Here is a 14,565-nt window from a genome sequence, read left to right as displayed (position 1 = left end):
ACCCTGTGGGCGACGCCTTTCGCGATGGCGCTACAGGACCGGTGGCTCTTCTGCGAAAGATGTCGCCCACAGGGTGGGCTCCTACCGACGCAGCGGTCTTCACGCGGCCCAGGGCCGAAAAAGGCACCATAGGGTTCCCCATGAAGATCTCCGAGAAACTCGCCATCCTGGCCGATGCCGCCAAGTACGATGCCTCGTGCTCGTCGAGTGGTGGGAAGGGTCGTAACTCGCTGGGCACCGGTGGGATCGGGTCCACCGAGGGCATGGGGATCTGCCATGCGTACGCGCCGGATGGGCGCTGCATTTCCCTGCTGAAGATCCTGCTCACCAACTTCTGCGTGTACGACTGCGCGTACTGCGTGAACCGCCGCAGCAGCAACGTGCCCCGCGCCCGCTTCACGGCGGAAGAAGTGGTGAACCTCACGCTCGAATTCTACCGCCGCAACTATATCGAAGGGCTGTTCCTCTCCTCGGGGATCATCCAGTCGCCCGACTACACGATGGAACAACTGGTCCGCGTCGCGCGTTCGCTTCGCGTGGATCACAAGTTCGGCGGCTACATCCACCTGAAGACCATCCCCGACGCATCGCCCGAGCTGATCGACGCTGCGGGCCGCTGGGCGGATCGCCTCAGCATCAATGTGGAGATGCCGACCGAAGGTGGTTTGAAAACGCTGGCGCCGGAGAAACACCTCGGCGACATCCGCAGCGCGATGGGCCGGTTGCGCCTGTCGATCGACGAGGCGAAGGCCGAAAAGAAGGCGCCAAAGTTCGCCCCGGCCGGTCAGAGCACGCAGATGATCGTCGGCGCCGATGCGGCGAGCGATCGCGATGTCCTGACCGCCAGCACCAACCTTTATACGAACTACCGCCTGCGCCGGGTCTACTACTCGGCGTTCAGCCCCATCCCCGACGCTTCTAAGATCCTGCCGCTGAAGCCGCCGCCGCTGGTGCGCGAGCATCGTTTGTACCAGGCCGACTGGCTGATGCGCTTCTACGGGTTCGGTGCCGATGAAATCGCACCGCCGGGCGACGACGGCATGCTCTCGCTCGAAGTCGACCCGAAGCTCGCGTGGGCACTGCGCCACCGCGAGCAGTTCCCGGTGGACGTGAACAGGGCCTCGCGCGACATGCTGTTGCGCGTGCCGGGTCTTGGCGTGAAAACCGTCGACAAGATGATCGCGATGCGCGGCCACCGCCGCATCCGCTACGACGACCTCATCCGCCTGCGTGTGCCCGTGAAGAAGGTGGCGCCGTTCGTCGAAACGGTCGACCACCGTCCGCGCGGCGACCACGAGAGCATCGCGCTGCACCGCGACCTGCGCGAGCCGATGCCCACGCAGCCCGATCTGTTCGGCTGATGCTCCGCGTTTCGCTGGACGACGCGTCCGACCTGGGGGAGTGGCGCGGCAAGGCGCGGGCGCTGCTGCTCGCAGGCGTGGCGCCCGATACGGTGGAGTGGGGTGGTGGTGGCCTGTTCGGCGGCGATGATCCGATCCCGCCGCCGCGCGAAGGTGCCGCACCCGCCGTGCCACGTGATTTCCTCAACCTGGCCAACACCGTGCTGGCGCACTCAGACCCGCGCCGCCACGCCGTGTTGTACCGGATGCTGTGGCGGCTGACCCACGGTGAGAAAGGCCTGCTGGCGATCGCCACCGACGATGACGTGGCCTGGGCGCATGCCTGCGTGAAGCAGGTGAACCGCGACATGCATAAGATGAAGGCCTTCGTGCGCTTCCGCGAAGTGACGGTCGACGATGGCACGGTGTACGTCGCATGGTTCGAGCCCGACCACGACATCGTGACCCGCGTGGCACCGTTCTTCGTTCGTCGCTTCACCGGCATGCGCTGGTCCTTGCTCACCCCGTCGCGTACGGCTCACTGGGACGGGGAGAAGCTCGCGTTCGGGCCGGGCGCGAGCCGTGCCGATGCGCCATCGGGCGATGCGCTGGAAGACCTCTGGCGTACCTACTACAGCAGCATCTTCAACCCCGCCCGGCTCAAGGTCGACGCGATGAAGCGCGAGATGCCGGTGAAGTACTGGAAGAACCTGCCAGAGGCTTCGCTCATCCCCGAACTCGTGCGCGATGCGTTGCCACGGATGCAGGCGATGGTTGCGAAGGAGGCCACGGTGCCGCGCAAGAAGGTCACGCCGTTGCAGAAGGCGATCGAGGCGGCGCCCGAGGGCAGTCTCACCGCGCTGCGCCGCGAGGCGCGGGAGTGCCGTGCGTGCGACCTGTGGAAGCCGGCGACGCAGACCGTGTTCGGCGAAGGCCCGGCGGATGCGCGCATCGTGGTGATCGGCGAGCAGCCCGGCGACCAGGAAGATCTCGCCGGCAAGCCGTTCGTGGGGCCGGCGGGGAAACTGTTCGATCAGGCGCTGGGCGAAGCCGGCGTGCCGCGCGATGCGCTGTATGTCACCAACACGGTGAAGCACTTCAAGTTCGAACCGCGCGGCAAGCGGCGGCTGCACCAGCGGGCTAATGCGGAGGAGCAGGCCGCCTGCCGGCCCTGGCTGGCCGCGGAGATCGACCGGATCCAGCCGGATGCGCTGGTCTGCCTCGGCGCAATGGCCGCACAGGCGGTGTTCGGGTCTTCGTTCCGGCTCATGGAGCAGCGCGGCCAATGGCTCACGCTGGCGGATGGCCGCAGGGCGATGGCGACGGTGCACCCTTCATACCTGCTTCGCCTGCCCGCGCACGAAGACCGCGACGCGGCGTATGCGCAATTCGTCCGCGACCTGTCCCTGATCCACGAAATGCTCGCTTCGCCGTAGGAGCCCACCCTGTGGGCGACATCTTTCGCGATGCCGCCGCAGGGCCGGTTGCGTTTCGGCGAAGGGCGTCGCCCACAGGGTGGGCTCCTACGACAGCGGGGAGGCGCGCGACCGTTATTTCGCAGGCACGAATTTTTTCAGCTTCTTCGGTACCGACGTGTTCTTCAGCGTCACATACAGCGGCAGCCCATCCTCGCCATACGGCGGCGGTGCCTCGCCCAGGATCAGCGGCGCGAGGTAACGCCGCGCCGCGGCGGTGATGCCGAACCCATCTTTCGAGATAAAGTTCTTCGGCATCTTCTTTTCCTGGTTCGCGATCTTGTCGAGCGGCGCCGCCTCGATCTTCCACTTGTACGGCTCTTCCGAGGTGCGCACGATTACCGGCATCACGGCGTTGAGCCCGTCGGCCGCGTATTCCACGGCCTTCTTGCCCACCGCGTACGCCTGCTCGACGTCTACCTTCGATGCGATGTGCCGCGCGGAGCGCTGCAGGTAATCCGGTAGCGCCCAGTGGTACTTGTAGCCCAGCTTCTCTTTCACCAGCGAAGCGAGCACCGGCGCGGCACCGCCCAGCTGGGCATGGCCAAATGCATCGCGCGCACCGGTCTCCGCCGATTCGGCGAGGAACTTGCCGTCGGAACCCTTCACGCCTTCGGACACGACCACGGTGCAGTAACCCACCTTTTCCACGGTCGCTTTCACCTTCGCCAGGAACCCCGCCGGGTCGAACACGTTCTCCGGGAACAGGATGATGTGTGGCGGATCGCCCGCCTTGTTCCCCGCGAGGCCGGCGGCCGCGGCGATCCAGCCCGCGTGGCGGCCCATCACCTCGATGATGAACACCTTGGTCGAGGTATCCATCATGGAGGCGACATCGAGGCTCGCCTCGCGCACGGCGATGGCGGTGTACTTCGCCACCGAACCGAAGCCCGGGCAGTTGTCGGTCACGACCAGGTCGTTGTCGATCGTCTTGGGCACGCCGATGCAGTTCACCTCGTAGCCCAGCGCCTGGCCGATCTTCGAGACCTTGTTCGCCGTATCGGCCGAGTCGTTGCCGCCGTTGTAGAGGAAGGTGCGGATGTCGTGGGCCTTGAACACCTGGATCAGCCGCTCGTACTCGGCGCGGTTCTCCTCGAGCGACTTCAGCTTGTAGCGGCAGGAGCCGAAGGCGCCGCCCGGGGTGTGCTTCAGGCCGGCGATGTTCGCCTTGGCTTCCTTCGTCGTATCGATCAGCTCCTCGCGCAGGGCGCCGAGGATGCCGTTGCGGGCCGCGTACACCGGGATCCCCTTGTCACGGGCGGTCTCGATGACCCCCGCGGCGGTGGCGTTGATGACGGCGGAAACACCGCCCGACTGGGCGTAGAGGAGCTTACCGGCGGCCATGCTGCGGTTCCTTCTTGGGCGGTCGAGGGCCCGAGCGTAACCCGTCCGGCGTGGCCGTGGCTTGAAGGCGGCCCCTGCGGCGCACTGCCACGCCGATGTAACAGCCGTTTGACGGGGTGGCGCCCCTCCCGTTACCTTGGGACCCATTTTATTGTGCCCGGCGGCGGGGTTAGCCCTGCCAGCCCGGTAATTTGGAGCATCAATGCGATTCGTGCTTTTCGGCGCACCCGGTTCGGGCAAGGGCACCCAGGCGGCCCGCCTCAAGCAGGATTTCGGCATTCCCCATATCTCGACGGGCGACCTGCTCCGTGGCGAGATCAAGGAAGGGACCGAACTCGGCCTGAAGGCCAAGGCCCTGATGGACGCCGGCCAGCTGCTGCCGGACGACATCATGCTCGGCATCATCGAGCACCGCCTGGCCCAGGCCGATGCCAAGCCGGGCTTCATCCTCGATGGCTACCCGCGCAACCTGGCCCAGGCCGATGCGCTGGATGGCGTGCTGGCGAAGATCGGCCAGCCGCTCGATGTGGTGATCAAGCTCGAAGTGCCGTTCGACGCCATCGTCGGCCGTTGCGAAGTGCGTTTCAAAGCCGAGCACCGTCCGGATGACGAGCCGGAAACGGTGAAGAAGCGCCTCGGCATCTACGCCGACCAGACCGCCCCGGTCGCGTCGTTCTACGAGAAGCGCGGCAAGCTCAAGATCGTCGACGGCGTCGGCGATCTCGATGAGGTCACGGCGCGCATCAAGGCCGCCCTGAACAACGCCAGCGCCGCCAGCGCCTGATCCCCTTAGAGGCCGGCGCCCCGTGCGCCGGCCGCGAGTCCGTGAGCATGCGCGTCCATATCCTCGGCATCGGTGGCACCTTCATGGGCGGCGTGGCCGCCCTCGGCCGTGAACTCGGCCTGCAGGTCGAAGGCTCCGACGCCAACGTCTACCCGCCGATGAGCACGCAGCTCGAAGCGCTCGGCATCGAACTGATGCAGGGCTACACGGCTGACCACCTGAAGCCCGCGCCTGACCTCGTCGTGGTCGGCAATGCCATGAGCCGTGGCAACCCGGCGGTGGAGTACATGCTCGACGAAGGCATGCGCTACATCTCTGGCCCGCAGTGGCTCGGCGAGACGCTGCTTGGTGGCCGCGACGTGCTGGCCGTGGCCGGCACGCACGGAAAGACCACCACCACCAGCCTGCTCGCGCACCTGCTCGACCAGGCCGGCATGGATCCGGGCTTCCTGATCGGCGGCGTGCCCGGCAATTTCGATGTCTCCGCGCGGCGCGGCAGCGGCAAGCCGTTCGTGATCGAGGCGGACGAGTACGACTCGGCGTTCTTCGACAAACGCTCCAAGTTCGTCCATTACCGCCCGCGCATCGCCATCCTCAACAACCTGGAATACGACCACGCGGATATCTTCCCCGACGTGGCCGCGATCCAGCGCCAGTTCCACCACCTGGTGCGCACGGTGCCCGGCAACGGCCGGCTCATCGTCAACGCCGAGGACGCCTACCTCGCCGAAGTGCTGGCAATGGGTGCGTGGACGCCGGTGGAAACCTTCGGCATCGATGCGGGCGACTGGCGTGCCGAGCTCATCGCCGCCGATGGTTCGCACTTCCGCGTCATCCGCCAGGGCCAGCCGCTCGGCGAGGTGCGCTGGAACTCGCTCGGGCGGCACAACGTGATGAACGCGCTGGGCGCACTCGCGGCGGCGACGGCTGCCGGTGCCGATCCGGTCGCCCTGCTGCCTGCCTTCGGCAGCTTCGCCAGTGCGCGCCGGCGCATGGAAGTGATCGGCGAGGCGCGTGGCGTCACCGTTTACGACGATTTCGCCCACCACCCGACCGCCATCGCCACCACGCTGGCGGGCTTGCGCGCGAAGGTCGGCAAGGCACGCATCTTCGTGGCGCTGGAACCGCGATCGAACAGCATGCGCCTGGGCGCGCACGCCGACGCGCTGGCGCCCTCACTGCAGGATGCCGACGGCGTCGTGTTCCTGCACCGGCCCGAGCTGGCCTGGGATGCGGGCAAGGTGACCGGCGCGCTCGCGGGTCGCGGCACGGCGGTGGCCACGGTCGATGCGCTGGTCGGGTCGCTCGCCGAGCAGGCGGGCGAGGGCGACCACGTCGTGTTCATGTCGAACGGCGGCTTCGAAGGTGCGCCGCGGCGCTTCTTCGACGCGCTGCGCGCAGGTTAGACTGGCGGGCATGGCAGCGACCACGCCCGCGCTCGATCTCCCCCTCTTTCCCCTGGCGAACGTCCTTTTCCCGGGCGGTCATCTCCAGTTGCGCATCTTCGAGCCGCGCTACATCGACCTGGTCCGCGAATGCGCGCGCACCGGTCGCGGCTTCGGCGTGTGCCTGATCCTGGAAGGACGCGAAGCAGGCCAGCCGGCCATCCCGGCCGCGGTCGGCACGCTCGCGACCATCACCGATTTCCACACCCGCGAAGATGGCCTGCTCGGCATCGTCGCCGAAGGTGGCCAGCGCTTCCGCGTCACGCGTACCCGGGTGCGCTCCGATGGCCAGGTGCGCGGCGACATCGCGCCGTGGGAGCCGGAAAGCAGCGTGCCGGTACCGGCGGAGTTCGGCCTGCTCACCACCATCCTCGAACGCCTCGCCGAGCAGATGGGACCGCCATGGCGCCAGGATGTCGCCGGCCGCGCCGACGATGCCAGCTGGGTCGGCTTCCGCCTGTGCGAACTGCTTCCGCTCGATCCGAACGAGTGCCAGCACATGCTCGAGCTGGATGATCCGATCCAGCGCCTCGCCGAACTCCGCGACATCCTCCCGCGCTTCCAGCGCGCCTGAGCCTCGCCACCATGACAACGCTCGCCGGGAAGACCCTGTTCATCACCGGTGCCTCGCGCGGCATCGGCCTCGCCATCGGCCTGCGCGCCGCGCGCGATGGTGCCAACGTGGTGATCGCCGCAAAGAGTGGCGTGGCTAACCCGAAGCTGCCCGGCACCATCCACACCGCGGCCGCGGAAATCGAGGCGGCGGGTGGCAAGGCGCTGCCGCTGAAGGTGGATATCCGCGAGGAAGCGGAAGTGCGCATGGCCGCCGCGACGGCAGCCGAGCGGTTCGGCGGCATCGATATCGTCGTGAACAACGCCAGCGCAATCTGGCTGGCGGGCACGGAAGATACGCCGATGAAGCGCTTCGACCTGATGCACCAGGTGAACACGCGCGGCACCTTCCTCGTCACCCAGGCCTGCCTGCCGTTCCTCAAGGAGGCGGAGAACCCGCACGTGCTGATGCTCTCGCCGCCGCCGAGCATCGATCCGCACTGGTATGCGCCCCACGTGGCGTACACCATCGCCAAGTTCGGCATGAGCCAGTGCGTGCTGGGCATGGCCCCGGAGTTCGCGCCCATGGGCATCGCGGTGAACGCCCTGTGGCCGAAAACCGTCATCGCCACGGCAGCCATCGCCATGATCGATGGCGTAAAAGCCGAAAACTGCCGTACCCCGCAGATCGTGGCCGATGCGGCACACGCGATCCTTACCCGACCCGCCCGCGCCAACACCGGCCACTTCTTCATCGATGAAGAGCTGCTGCGTGAAGAAGGTGTGACGAATTTCGATCACTATGCCGTCACGCCGGGCCAGCCTCTACTACCGGACTTGTTTCTCTAGCAAGCGCAAACGCCACCCAAACCGCTGTGTGAGCTAGCCCGTTTGGTGTATGGCCGGTTTTTGCATGCCGGGGTAACGTCAGTTCGTCGCCCCTGGCATGACATGACAGAAGGGCGGTGTGGGGCTTGCCGGCCTGCAGGGGGTGCCGGCGGCGGGTCCAAGGGTGAACCCGCTACAGCCGGCGCAGGCCACTGAACGGTTTGAGGAGCAGGCATGTCACGCGGGGAATCGACGGGGCGTTGCGTCGTCTGGGTAGGTAGACCGAGCGTTGAAGAACATTTCGGACTGATCCGGGCCGGCTGGCGAACGCTGGTGGCCGATCCGGCCCGCCTGGATACGAGCTTGCCGGAGTGCGGGGACACGGCCATCGCCGTGGTCGACCTGCGCGCCAGCGCGCAGGCGGCGGTGCGCGTCCTCCAGGAGTTGCGTGACAGCCACCCGGGCTTGGCCTGGATCGGGCTGACCGGGCATCGCACGCCCGCCAACGATCCCTCCATCCAGCATGTACTGCCTCAGGCTTTCGAGCTGATCGATGGCGCCTCCTCGTTGCAGGCGCTGCGCCAGGCCTTGCAGCGCGTTCCCGCCGATGGCATCCCCGTCCTCGACGACGACCAGCCCAGCGTGATGACCGGGAACAGCCCGGCCATCCGGGCCCTCTCTCAGAACATTCGTAAATTTGCCCCGGTCGAGCTGCCGCTCCTGATCACCGGGGAGACCGGCACCGGCAAGGAAATGGCGGCCCGGGCGCTGCACCAGCTCTCCGGCCGGCGCGACCGGCCGTTCGCGGCCATCAACTGCGGCGCCTTGCCGGCCAACCTCGTCCAGTCGGAGCTGTTCGGCCACGAGCGTGGATCGTTCACCGGGGCCACCAGCCGGCGTATCGGCCATTTCGAGTCCGCCGATGGCGGCACCGTGTTCCTCGACGAAATCGGCGACCTGCCGCTGGATGCCCAGACCAACCTGCTGCGCGTCCTGCAGGAGGGCACCATCGAGCGCATCGGCAGCTGCCAGTCGATCAAGGTGAACGTGCGTGTCCTCGCGGCCACCCACGTCGATCTCGAAAAAGCCGTGGCGCAGGGCCGTTTCCGCGAAGACCTGTTCTACCGGCTCAACGTGCTGCGCCTGCGCATGCCGCCGCTCCGCGAGCGCAACGGCGATATCGAGCTGCTCGCGCAGTACTTCCTCGACGCGTTCCGCGAGAGCTACGGCACCCGCGCACGCGCCTTCAGCACGGCGGCGCGCAAGGCCATGAACGCCTTCGCCTGGCCGGGCAACGTGCGTGAACTGATGAACCGCGTGCAGCGCGCGGCCGTCATCGCCGACGATGCGCTGATCACGCCGGATGACCTCGAGCTCAACGCGGACGTGCCGGGCCTCGATCGCGACAGCCTGGGCAGCGCGCGCACCTCGGCCGAGCGCGAGGCGATCGTGGATTGCCTGCGCGCGAGCGCCTTCAACATCAGCGAGTGCGCCCGCCGCCTCCGGGTATCCCGCGTCACGGTGTATCGGCTCTGCAAGAAACACCAGCTCGCCCTCGACCAGTTGCGCTAGGGCCCCCTCCCGCGGAAAAGAAAACTCCCGGCCCTCTGGGGGACCGGGAGTTCCCATTCGTCGTCCGGCTTGGCAGGGTCGTCGGGCGAGCGAACACCGCGGCTTCTCGGAGCCTCCCCGGAAGGGGAGCAAGCCGCATGCCACTCTTCCCCGGCATTGATTCGCAAGGAATTTCCCCCTGCGGCGCATTTCCACTGCGTTCATCGGCTGTAGCGTTCTGTAACAGGCCGTTTCAGCAACGGAACAGCCGTTGTCGGCAGGCCGCGTGCCTTATACGATGGGGATCCCACGGCGCATCATTCCCGCCGGGGCATCGGATCGATGTCGGACCGCAGAACGTACCGTGCGATTCCATCCGTTCCTGTTTGGGGCCAGGCGCTGCGGCCGGGCCCGGGAGTCGTTTTCATGTCGTCGCATCCAGTCGAACCCTCCGATCTCATCGGCCTGGGCAAGCGCTATTGGCTTTCCGTGTACCGCCCCCGTGATGTCGTGCTCGACCACGGCAAGGGCGCGCGAGTATGGGATACCGAGGGCCGCGACTATCTCGATTTCGGTGCCGGCATTGCCGTGAACGCGCTGGGCCACCAGGAGCCCGACCTTGTCGCGGCGCTGGTCGCGCAGGCCGGCAAGCTGTGGCACGCAAGCAATGTGTTCTGGACCGAGCCGCCGCTGCGCCTCGCCGAGGAGCTGATCGAACACGCACCGTTCGCCGAGCGCGTGTTCCTGTGCAACTCCGGCACCGAGGCCAACGAGGCCGCGATCAAGCTCGTGCGCAAGTGGGCCGCGTCGCAGGGCCGTGCACCCGAGAACCGCGTCATCATCACCTTCCTCGGCTCGTTCCACGGCCGCACGCTCGCGTCGGTCACCGCCACCGCGCAGCCGAAATACCAGGAAGGCTACGAGCCGCTGCCCGGTGGTTTCCGCTATGTGGCCTTCAATGACGAAGCCGCGCTGGAAGAAGCATTCGCCAAGGGCGGCGTTGCCGCCGTCATGGTCGAGCCGGTGCAGGGCGAGGGGGGTGTCACGCCGGCCGCGCCGGGGTTCCTGAAGAAGATCCGCGAACTCTGCGATGCGCACGACGCGCTCATGGTGCTCGATGAAATCCAGTGCGGCATGGGCCGTACCGGCACGCTGTTCGCGCACACGCACGACCATGTCACGCCGGATATCGTCACGCTGGCCAAGGCGCTGGGCGCGGGTTTCCCGATCGGCGCGATGCTCGCCGGCAAGAAGGTTTCCGAGGTGATGCAGTTCGGCGCGCATGGCACGACCTTCGGTGGCAACCCGATGGCAGCGGCCGTCGCGCGCGTGGCGCTGAAGAAGATCGCCTCGCCGGAAGTGCTGCTCAACGTCGAGCGCCAGTCGAACGATATCCGCAAGGGCCTCGAGAAGCTCAACCACGAGCTGCACCTGTTCTCGGAGCTGCGTGGCCGCGGCCTGATGATCGGCGCCGTGCTCAACGATACGTATAAGGGCCGCGCCGGCGAGATCCTCGACATCGCCGCCGCCCACGGCCTGCTCATCCTGCAGGCCGGCCCGGATGTGCTGCGCATCGTGCCACCGCTCAATATCACGGATGAAGAAACCCACGCAGGCCTGGAGCGCCTGCATGCGGCGCTGGCGGAATTCGCCAGCCGCGAAGCCAAGGTGGCTTAAAGCAAAACGCCCGGCAAAACCGGGCGTTTTGGTATCCGTAGGAGCCCACCTTGTGGGCGACATCTTTCGCGACACCGCCCCAACACCTGCGGCTTCCCCGCGAAAGGCGTCGCCCACAGGGTGGGCTCCTACGTTAGTTCTTCAACGATGCAAACACCGCATCAGCCGTAGCAATCGTCTCATCGATGATCGCATCGCTATGCGCACTCGACACAAACCCGGCTTCAAACGCCGACGGTGCCAGGTACACGCCACGCTCCAGCATGCCGTGGAAGAAGCGGTTGAACGAAGCGACATCCGCCGCCGTCGCCTGCGCGTACGTCTCCACCGTTTCGCCGGTGAAGAACAGACCGAACATCGCGCCGACACGCGTCACGCTGAAAGGAATGCCGTGCTTCTTCGCCGCCGCGGCGATGCCGTCGGTGAGCTTCACCGTGCGCTTCGCCAGGTCTTCATAGAACCCCGGCGCCTGGATCAGCTCGAGCATTGCAAGGCCCGCGGCCATCGCCACCGGGTTACCGGAAAGCGTGCCCGCCTGGTACACCGGGCCAGCCGGCGCCACCTGTTCCATGAGGTCGCGACGACCGCCGTACGCGCCTACCGGCATGCCGCCACCGATCACCTTGCCGAAGCAGGTCAGGTCCGGCGTGATGCCGTAATGCGCCTGCGCGCCGCCGAGCGCCACGCGGAAGCCGGTCATCACTTCGTCGAAGATCAGTAGCGCACCGTGCGCCGTGCACAGTTCGCGCAGCGCCTCGAGGTAGCCTTCCTTCGGCGGGATGCAGTTCATGTTGCCGGCGACCGGCTCGATGATCAGGCCGGCGATATCGGCGCCGTGCTCGGCGAACAGCGCCTGTGCCGCATTGATGTCGTTGTAGGGCAGGGTCAGCGTGAGGTCCGCCGCCGCCTTCGGCACACCCGGCGAGGTCGGCACGCCGAAGGTGAGCGCACCGGAACCGGCCTTCACCAGGAAGCTGTCGCCGTGGCCGTGGTAGCAGCCTTCGAACTTCACGATCTTGCTGCGGCCGGTGGCACCGCGGGCCAGGCGGATCGCCGACATCGTGGCCTCGGTGCCCGAGTTCACCATGCGGACCATATCCACCGACGGGATCAGCTTCACGATGGTCTCGGCCATGGTGACCTCGGCCGGGGAGGGCGTGCCGAAGCTCAGGCCATCCTGTGCGGCCTTGACCACGGCATCGCGCACGGCGGGGTGGTTATGGCCGGCGATCATCGGGCCCCAGGAACCGACGTAATCGATATAGCGCTTGCCTTCCACGTCCCACAGGTACGGGCCATCGGCGCGCGCGGTGAAGAACGGCTCGCCGCCCACCGATTTGAAGGCGCGCACGGGCGAGTTCACGCCGCCGGGCATCAGCTGGCGGGCGCGGTCGAAGAGGTCGTGGTTCGTGGTCATTGAATGATTCCGGGGCGTGCGTCGAAAAGGTCGGCGAAACGGCGCGTGGCGGCCTGGATATCGGGGGCGGCGAAGATCGCCGACACCACCGCGATGAAATCCGCGCCCGCCGCGATCACCGAACGCGCATTGTCGGGCGTGAGGCCGCCGATAGCCACGACGGGGAGGCCAAGCTGGCTGGCCTGCGTCAATACGTCGTGGGTGGTGACCGGCGCGTGCGGCTTGGTGGTCGAGGGATACATTGCGCCGAAGCCGAGGTAATCCGCGCCCTCGTCGCGCATCTGCTTCGCCCGCTCGAGCGAGCCATAGCACGAGGTACCGATGATCGCGTCGGGGCCCAGGATGGCGCGCGCCTCGGCGATCGAGACGTCCTGGACGCCGAGATGCACGCCCGCGGCGCCGCATGCCTTTGCCAGCGCCACATCGTCGTTGATGATCAGCGCCACGTCGTGGCGGGCGCACAGCGTCGCAAGCTCGGCGGCCTCCTGGCTGCGCCGCGCTGTATCGGTCGTCTTGTCGCGATACTGGAGCAGGCGCGCACCACCGGCCAGGGCCGCCTCCACAGCCGCGAACAGGTCATCGCGCGGGCCGTCGGTAATGGCGTACACGCCCTTGCCGCGGAGTCGGGATCGGAGGAGGGTGCTCATGGGTGTCCTTCACATAGGGGCGCCCCGCGCTATCGCGGTCACGCCGGGGATGACAGAATGCGGGACTTACCAGTGAACCAGTACGACACGCTATGAGCAACCAGACCGAAACCACCCTGCGCAAATGGATGTGCGTCGTCTGCGGCTTTATCTACGACGAAGCGCTGGGCCTGCCGGATGAAGGCATCGAGCCGGGCACGCGTTGGGAGGATATCCCCGACACCTGGACCTGCCCCGACTGCGGCGTGACCAAGGACGACTTCGAAATGGTCGAACTCGACTAAGAGCTCCCCCTGTGGGAGCGCGCTCGCGCGCGATCCCCGGCCCAAGGGCCGGGGCCGGCCGCCGAACCCCTCCCCAACGGCACGCCCCCGCCACCATTCCGCCCCAATCCGCCACGCGGACGGCAGAAAACCCTGCTTCCATGATCCCAAGGCCCCGCAACGTGGCCGATTCGAGGAGGAAGCAGCCATGCAGCAATTCATTCCCTTTGAAGACCAGTGGGACGAACTGGCGGCCATGGTGCCGTGCCAGGCCGCGGCCGTGCTCGCGCCGCTACCCCGCCCCGATGCCGCGGTTGCCCGCGGCGGCAGCCGTTTCGACGGCGAAGACCTGTTCGCCGGCTGGCCCGAAGCGGCCTGACCTTATTGCGGGGCGGCGGGCGTGCCGGTGATCGTCAGCTCGTCGCCCTGCTTCAGCTGCAACTGCGCCGCCGTGCCGGCGTTGAGCTCCAGCACATACCGGGCGGGCAGGTTCCCGCTGGGGTAGATGGCACAGGGATCCGACTTGCATGGCTGGGCATTGAGCTGCATGGCCACGAGCTTGCGGGCGCTGTCGAAGTAGAGGATGTCGAGCGGGATGAGCGTGTTCTTCATCCAGAACGCGCGCGGTGCATCGTCGGCGAAGATGAAGAGCATGCTGTGGTCTGCATCCATGTGATCGCGGGCCATCAGGCCGTGCTCGCGCTGCGCGTCGGTGGTCGCGAATTCGGTGGAGAAGGTCTTCCCGTGCAGCGTGACCGATGCGGTCTGTGCGAAGGTGGCCCAGGGCGTCGCGAAAAGCACCGCGGCGAGCATCCATGTCTTCATCGATTTACTCCTTATAAGTGTGGGGGGAGCGATGAGTCTATCGCGCCAGATTTTTTCAAAAAAATGTCGCAAAACCCCTTCACAGATCGCTCATCCGACCCTATACTTTCCTTCTGGTCGCGAACAAAGCAGCCCACGCGACAGTTCTCCGCTTCACCAACCACTTCAAAAAATGTTTCACGAAGTAGTTGACGGAAACGAAAAACGATATAGAATGGGCGGCTCACTCAGGACGAAATGTCCTGAAGCGGAAAACGAAATGTTCCCGCTAAGTGATTGATCTTTGACAGTGTGCGCAGGTGAATTGTGTGGACGCCTTGCGATGGGTTGACGATGTCAAACCAAATGCAAGTGTCCCACTAGAAAGAAAGCCAGAAATGAGTTTTTTCTCTAGTTGGGGTTAAACACTTCAGAAAG

The 14,565-nt window shown here is 66.4% G+C and carries 14 protein-coding genes; 10 read left to right on the top strand and 4 right to left on the bottom strand.

What is annotated here, in order from left to right:
- Positions 1 to 140: 140 nt before the first annotated feature.
- Together ACTHLF_RS12155 and ACTHLF_RS12150 are read left to right on the top strand one after the other, a co-directional pair.
- Positions 141 to 1,361, top strand: coding sequence for a putative DNA modification/repair radical SAM protein (locus tag ACTHLF_RS12155; RefSeq protein WP_440327607.1), 1,221 nt, complete (start codon positions 141 to 143; stop codon positions 1,359 to 1,361).
- Positions 1,361 to 2,776 (top strand): UdgX family uracil-DNA binding protein, encoded by a 1,416-nt coding sequence (locus ACTHLF_RS12150; protein WP_440327606.1) that lies wholly within the window; start codon positions 1,361 to 1,363, stop codon positions 2,774 to 2,776. Before ACTHLF_RS12155 ends, ACTHLF_RS12150 begins: the two co-directional genes overlap by 1 nt.
- A gap of 114 nt (positions 2,777 to 2,890) precedes the next feature.
- On the opposite strand, the gene ACTHLF_RS12145 is transcribed toward ACTHLF_RS12150, so the two are convergent.
- Complete coding sequence (locus tag ACTHLF_RS12145) at positions 2,891 to 4,159, bottom strand: 6-phosphofructokinase (protein WP_440327605.1); 1,269 nt, start codon at positions 4,157 to 4,159, stop codon at positions 2,891 to 2,893.
- Positions 4,160 to 4,361: 202 nt separating this feature from the next.
- On the opposite strand from ACTHLF_RS12145, the gene ACTHLF_RS12140 reads away from it, so the two are divergent.
- The 6 genes from ACTHLF_RS12140 (at position 4,362) to ACTHLF_RS12115 (ending at position 10,996) form a co-directional block, all read left to right on the top strand.
- Entirely contained in the window at positions 4,362 to 4,943 is a 582-nt protein-coding gene (locus ACTHLF_RS12140; protein WP_440327604.1) for an adenylate kinase, read from the top strand.
- Between the two features lie 47 nt (positions 4,944 to 4,990).
- Entirely contained in the window at positions 4,991 to 6,349 is a 1,359-nt protein-coding gene (gene mpl, locus ACTHLF_RS12135; RefSeq protein ID WP_440327603.1) for a UDP-N-acetylmuramate:L-alanyl-gamma-D-glutamyl-meso-diaminopimelate ligase, read from the top strand.
- 10 nt (positions 6,350 to 6,359) lie between these two features.
- Positions 6,360 to 6,962 (top strand): LON peptidase substrate-binding domain-containing protein, encoded by a 603-nt coding sequence (locus ACTHLF_RS12130; protein ID WP_440327602.1) that lies wholly within the window; start codon positions 6,360 to 6,362, stop codon positions 6,960 to 6,962.
- 11 nt (positions 6,963 to 6,973) lie between these two features.
- Entirely contained in the window at positions 6,974 to 7,789 is an 816-nt protein-coding gene (locus tag ACTHLF_RS12125; protein ID WP_440327601.1) for an SDR family oxidoreductase, read from the top strand.
- 213 nt (positions 7,790 to 8,002) lie between these two features.
- The gene (locus tag ACTHLF_RS12120; RefSeq protein ID WP_440327600.1) at positions 8,003 to 9,340 is read left to right on the top strand and encodes a sigma-54 interaction domain-containing protein; all 1,338 of its coding nucleotides are present in this window, start codon (positions 8,003 to 8,005) and stop codon (positions 9,338 to 9,340) included.
- 405 nt (positions 9,341 to 9,745) lie between these two features.
- Positions 9,746 to 10,996, top strand: a complete 1,251-nt coding sequence (locus tag ACTHLF_RS12115; RefSeq protein ID WP_440327599.1) for an acetylornithine/succinylornithine family transaminase — start codon at positions 9,746 to 9,748, stop codon at positions 10,994 to 10,996.
- 133 nt (positions 10,997 to 11,129) lie between these two features.
- Here the strand turns inward: ACTHLF_RS12115 and hemL are convergent, their stop codons facing one another.
- The gene (hemL, locus tag ACTHLF_RS12110; protein ID WP_440327598.1) at positions 11,130 to 12,413 is read right to left on the bottom strand and encodes a glutamate-1-semialdehyde 2,1-aminomutase; all 1,284 of its coding nucleotides are present in this window, start codon (positions 12,411 to 12,413) and stop codon (positions 11,130 to 11,132) included.
- Entirely contained in the window at positions 12,410 to 13,060 is a 651-nt protein-coding gene (gene thiE / locus ACTHLF_RS12105; RefSeq protein WP_440327597.1) for a thiamine phosphate synthase, read from the bottom strand. Before thiE ends, hemL begins: the two co-directional genes overlap by 4 nt.
- A gap of 92 nt (positions 13,061 to 13,152) precedes the next feature.
- On the opposite strand from thiE, the gene ACTHLF_RS12100 reads away from it, so the two are divergent.
- Both ACTHLF_RS12100 and ACTHLF_RS12095 read left to right on the top strand, forming a co-directional pair.
- On the top strand, positions 13,153 to 13,344 hold the full coding sequence (locus ACTHLF_RS12100) for a rubredoxin (protein ID WP_440327596.1): 192 nt from the start codon (positions 13,153 to 13,155) through the stop codon (positions 13,342 to 13,344).
- 187 nt (positions 13,345 to 13,531) lie between these two features.
- Positions 13,532 to 13,702, top strand: a complete 171-nt coding sequence (locus ACTHLF_RS12095) for a hypothetical protein (protein WP_440327595.1) — start codon at positions 13,532 to 13,534, stop codon at positions 13,700 to 13,702.
- A 2-nt stretch (positions 13,703 to 13,704) separates the two neighbouring features.
- On the opposite strand, the gene ACTHLF_RS12090 is transcribed toward ACTHLF_RS12095, so the two are convergent.
- The gene (locus tag ACTHLF_RS12090) at positions 13,705 to 14,148 is read right to left on the bottom strand and encodes a DUF192 domain-containing protein (protein WP_440327594.1); all 444 of its coding nucleotides are present in this window, start codon (positions 14,146 to 14,148) and stop codon (positions 13,705 to 13,707) included.
- Between the last annotated feature and the right edge of the window lie 417 nt (positions 14,149 to 14,565).

Source organism: Luteibacter sp. (assembly GCF_051958795.1).
Classification (GTDB): Bacteria; Pseudomonadota; Gammaproteobacteria; order Xanthomonadales; family Rhodanobacteraceae; genus Luteibacter.
Note: the sequence above shows the minus strand (reverse complement) of the source record. Positions and strands in the feature narration are given on the sequence as shown.

Excerpts from the sequence above, each read along its gene's own strand:
- ACTHLF_RS12140 (WP_440327604.1), top strand. The coding sequence starts at position 4,362 with ATGCGATTCGTGCTTTTCGGCGCACCCGGTTCGGGCAAGGGCACCCAG.
- ACTHLF_RS12130 (WP_440327602.1), top strand. The coding sequence starts at position 6,360 with ATGGCAGCGACCACGCCCGCGCTCGATCTCCCCCTCTTTCCCCTGGCG.
- hemL (WP_440327598.1), bottom strand. The coding sequence starts at position 12,413 with ATGACCACGAACCACGACCTCTTCGACCGCGCCCGCCAGCTGATGCCC.
- ACTHLF_RS12090 (WP_440327594.1), bottom strand. The coding sequence starts at position 14,148 with ATGAAGACATGGATGCTCGCCGCGGTGCTTTTCGCGACGCCCTGGGCC.
- ACTHLF_RS12145 (WP_440327605.1), bottom strand. The coding sequence starts at position 4,159 with ATGGCCGCCGGTAAGCTCCTCTACGCCCAGTCGGGCGGTGTTTCCGCC.
- ACTHLF_RS12150 (WP_440327606.1), top strand. The coding sequence starts at position 1,361 with ATGCTCCGCGTTTCGCTGGACGACGCGTCCGACCTGGGGGAGTGGCGC.
- ACTHLF_RS12095 (WP_440327595.1), top strand. The coding sequence starts at position 13,532 with ATGCAGCAATTCATTCCCTTTGAAGACCAGTGGGACGAACTGGCGGCC.
- ACTHLF_RS12115 (WP_440327599.1), top strand. The coding sequence starts at position 9,746 with ATGTCGTCGCATCCAGTCGAACCCTCCGATCTCATCGGCCTGGGCAAG.
- ACTHLF_RS12155 (WP_440327607.1), top strand. The coding sequence starts at position 141 with ATGAAGATCTCCGAGAAACTCGCCATCCTGGCCGATGCCGCCAAGTAC.
- mpl (WP_440327603.1), top strand. The coding sequence starts at position 4,991 with ATGCGCGTCCATATCCTCGGCATCGGTGGCACCTTCATGGGCGGCGTG.
- ACTHLF_RS12120 (WP_440327600.1), top strand. The coding sequence starts at position 8,003 with ATGTCACGCGGGGAATCGACGGGGCGTTGCGTCGTCTGGGTAGGTAGA.
- thiE (WP_440327597.1), bottom strand. The coding sequence starts at position 13,060 with ATGAGCACCCTCCTCCGATCCCGACTCCGCGGCAAGGGCGTGTACGCC.
- ACTHLF_RS12125 (WP_440327601.1), top strand. The coding sequence starts at position 6,974 with ATGACAACGCTCGCCGGGAAGACCCTGTTCATCACCGGTGCCTCGCGC.
- ACTHLF_RS12100 (WP_440327596.1), top strand. The coding sequence starts at position 13,153 with ATGAGCAACCAGACCGAAACCACCCTGCGCAAATGGATGTGCGTCGTC.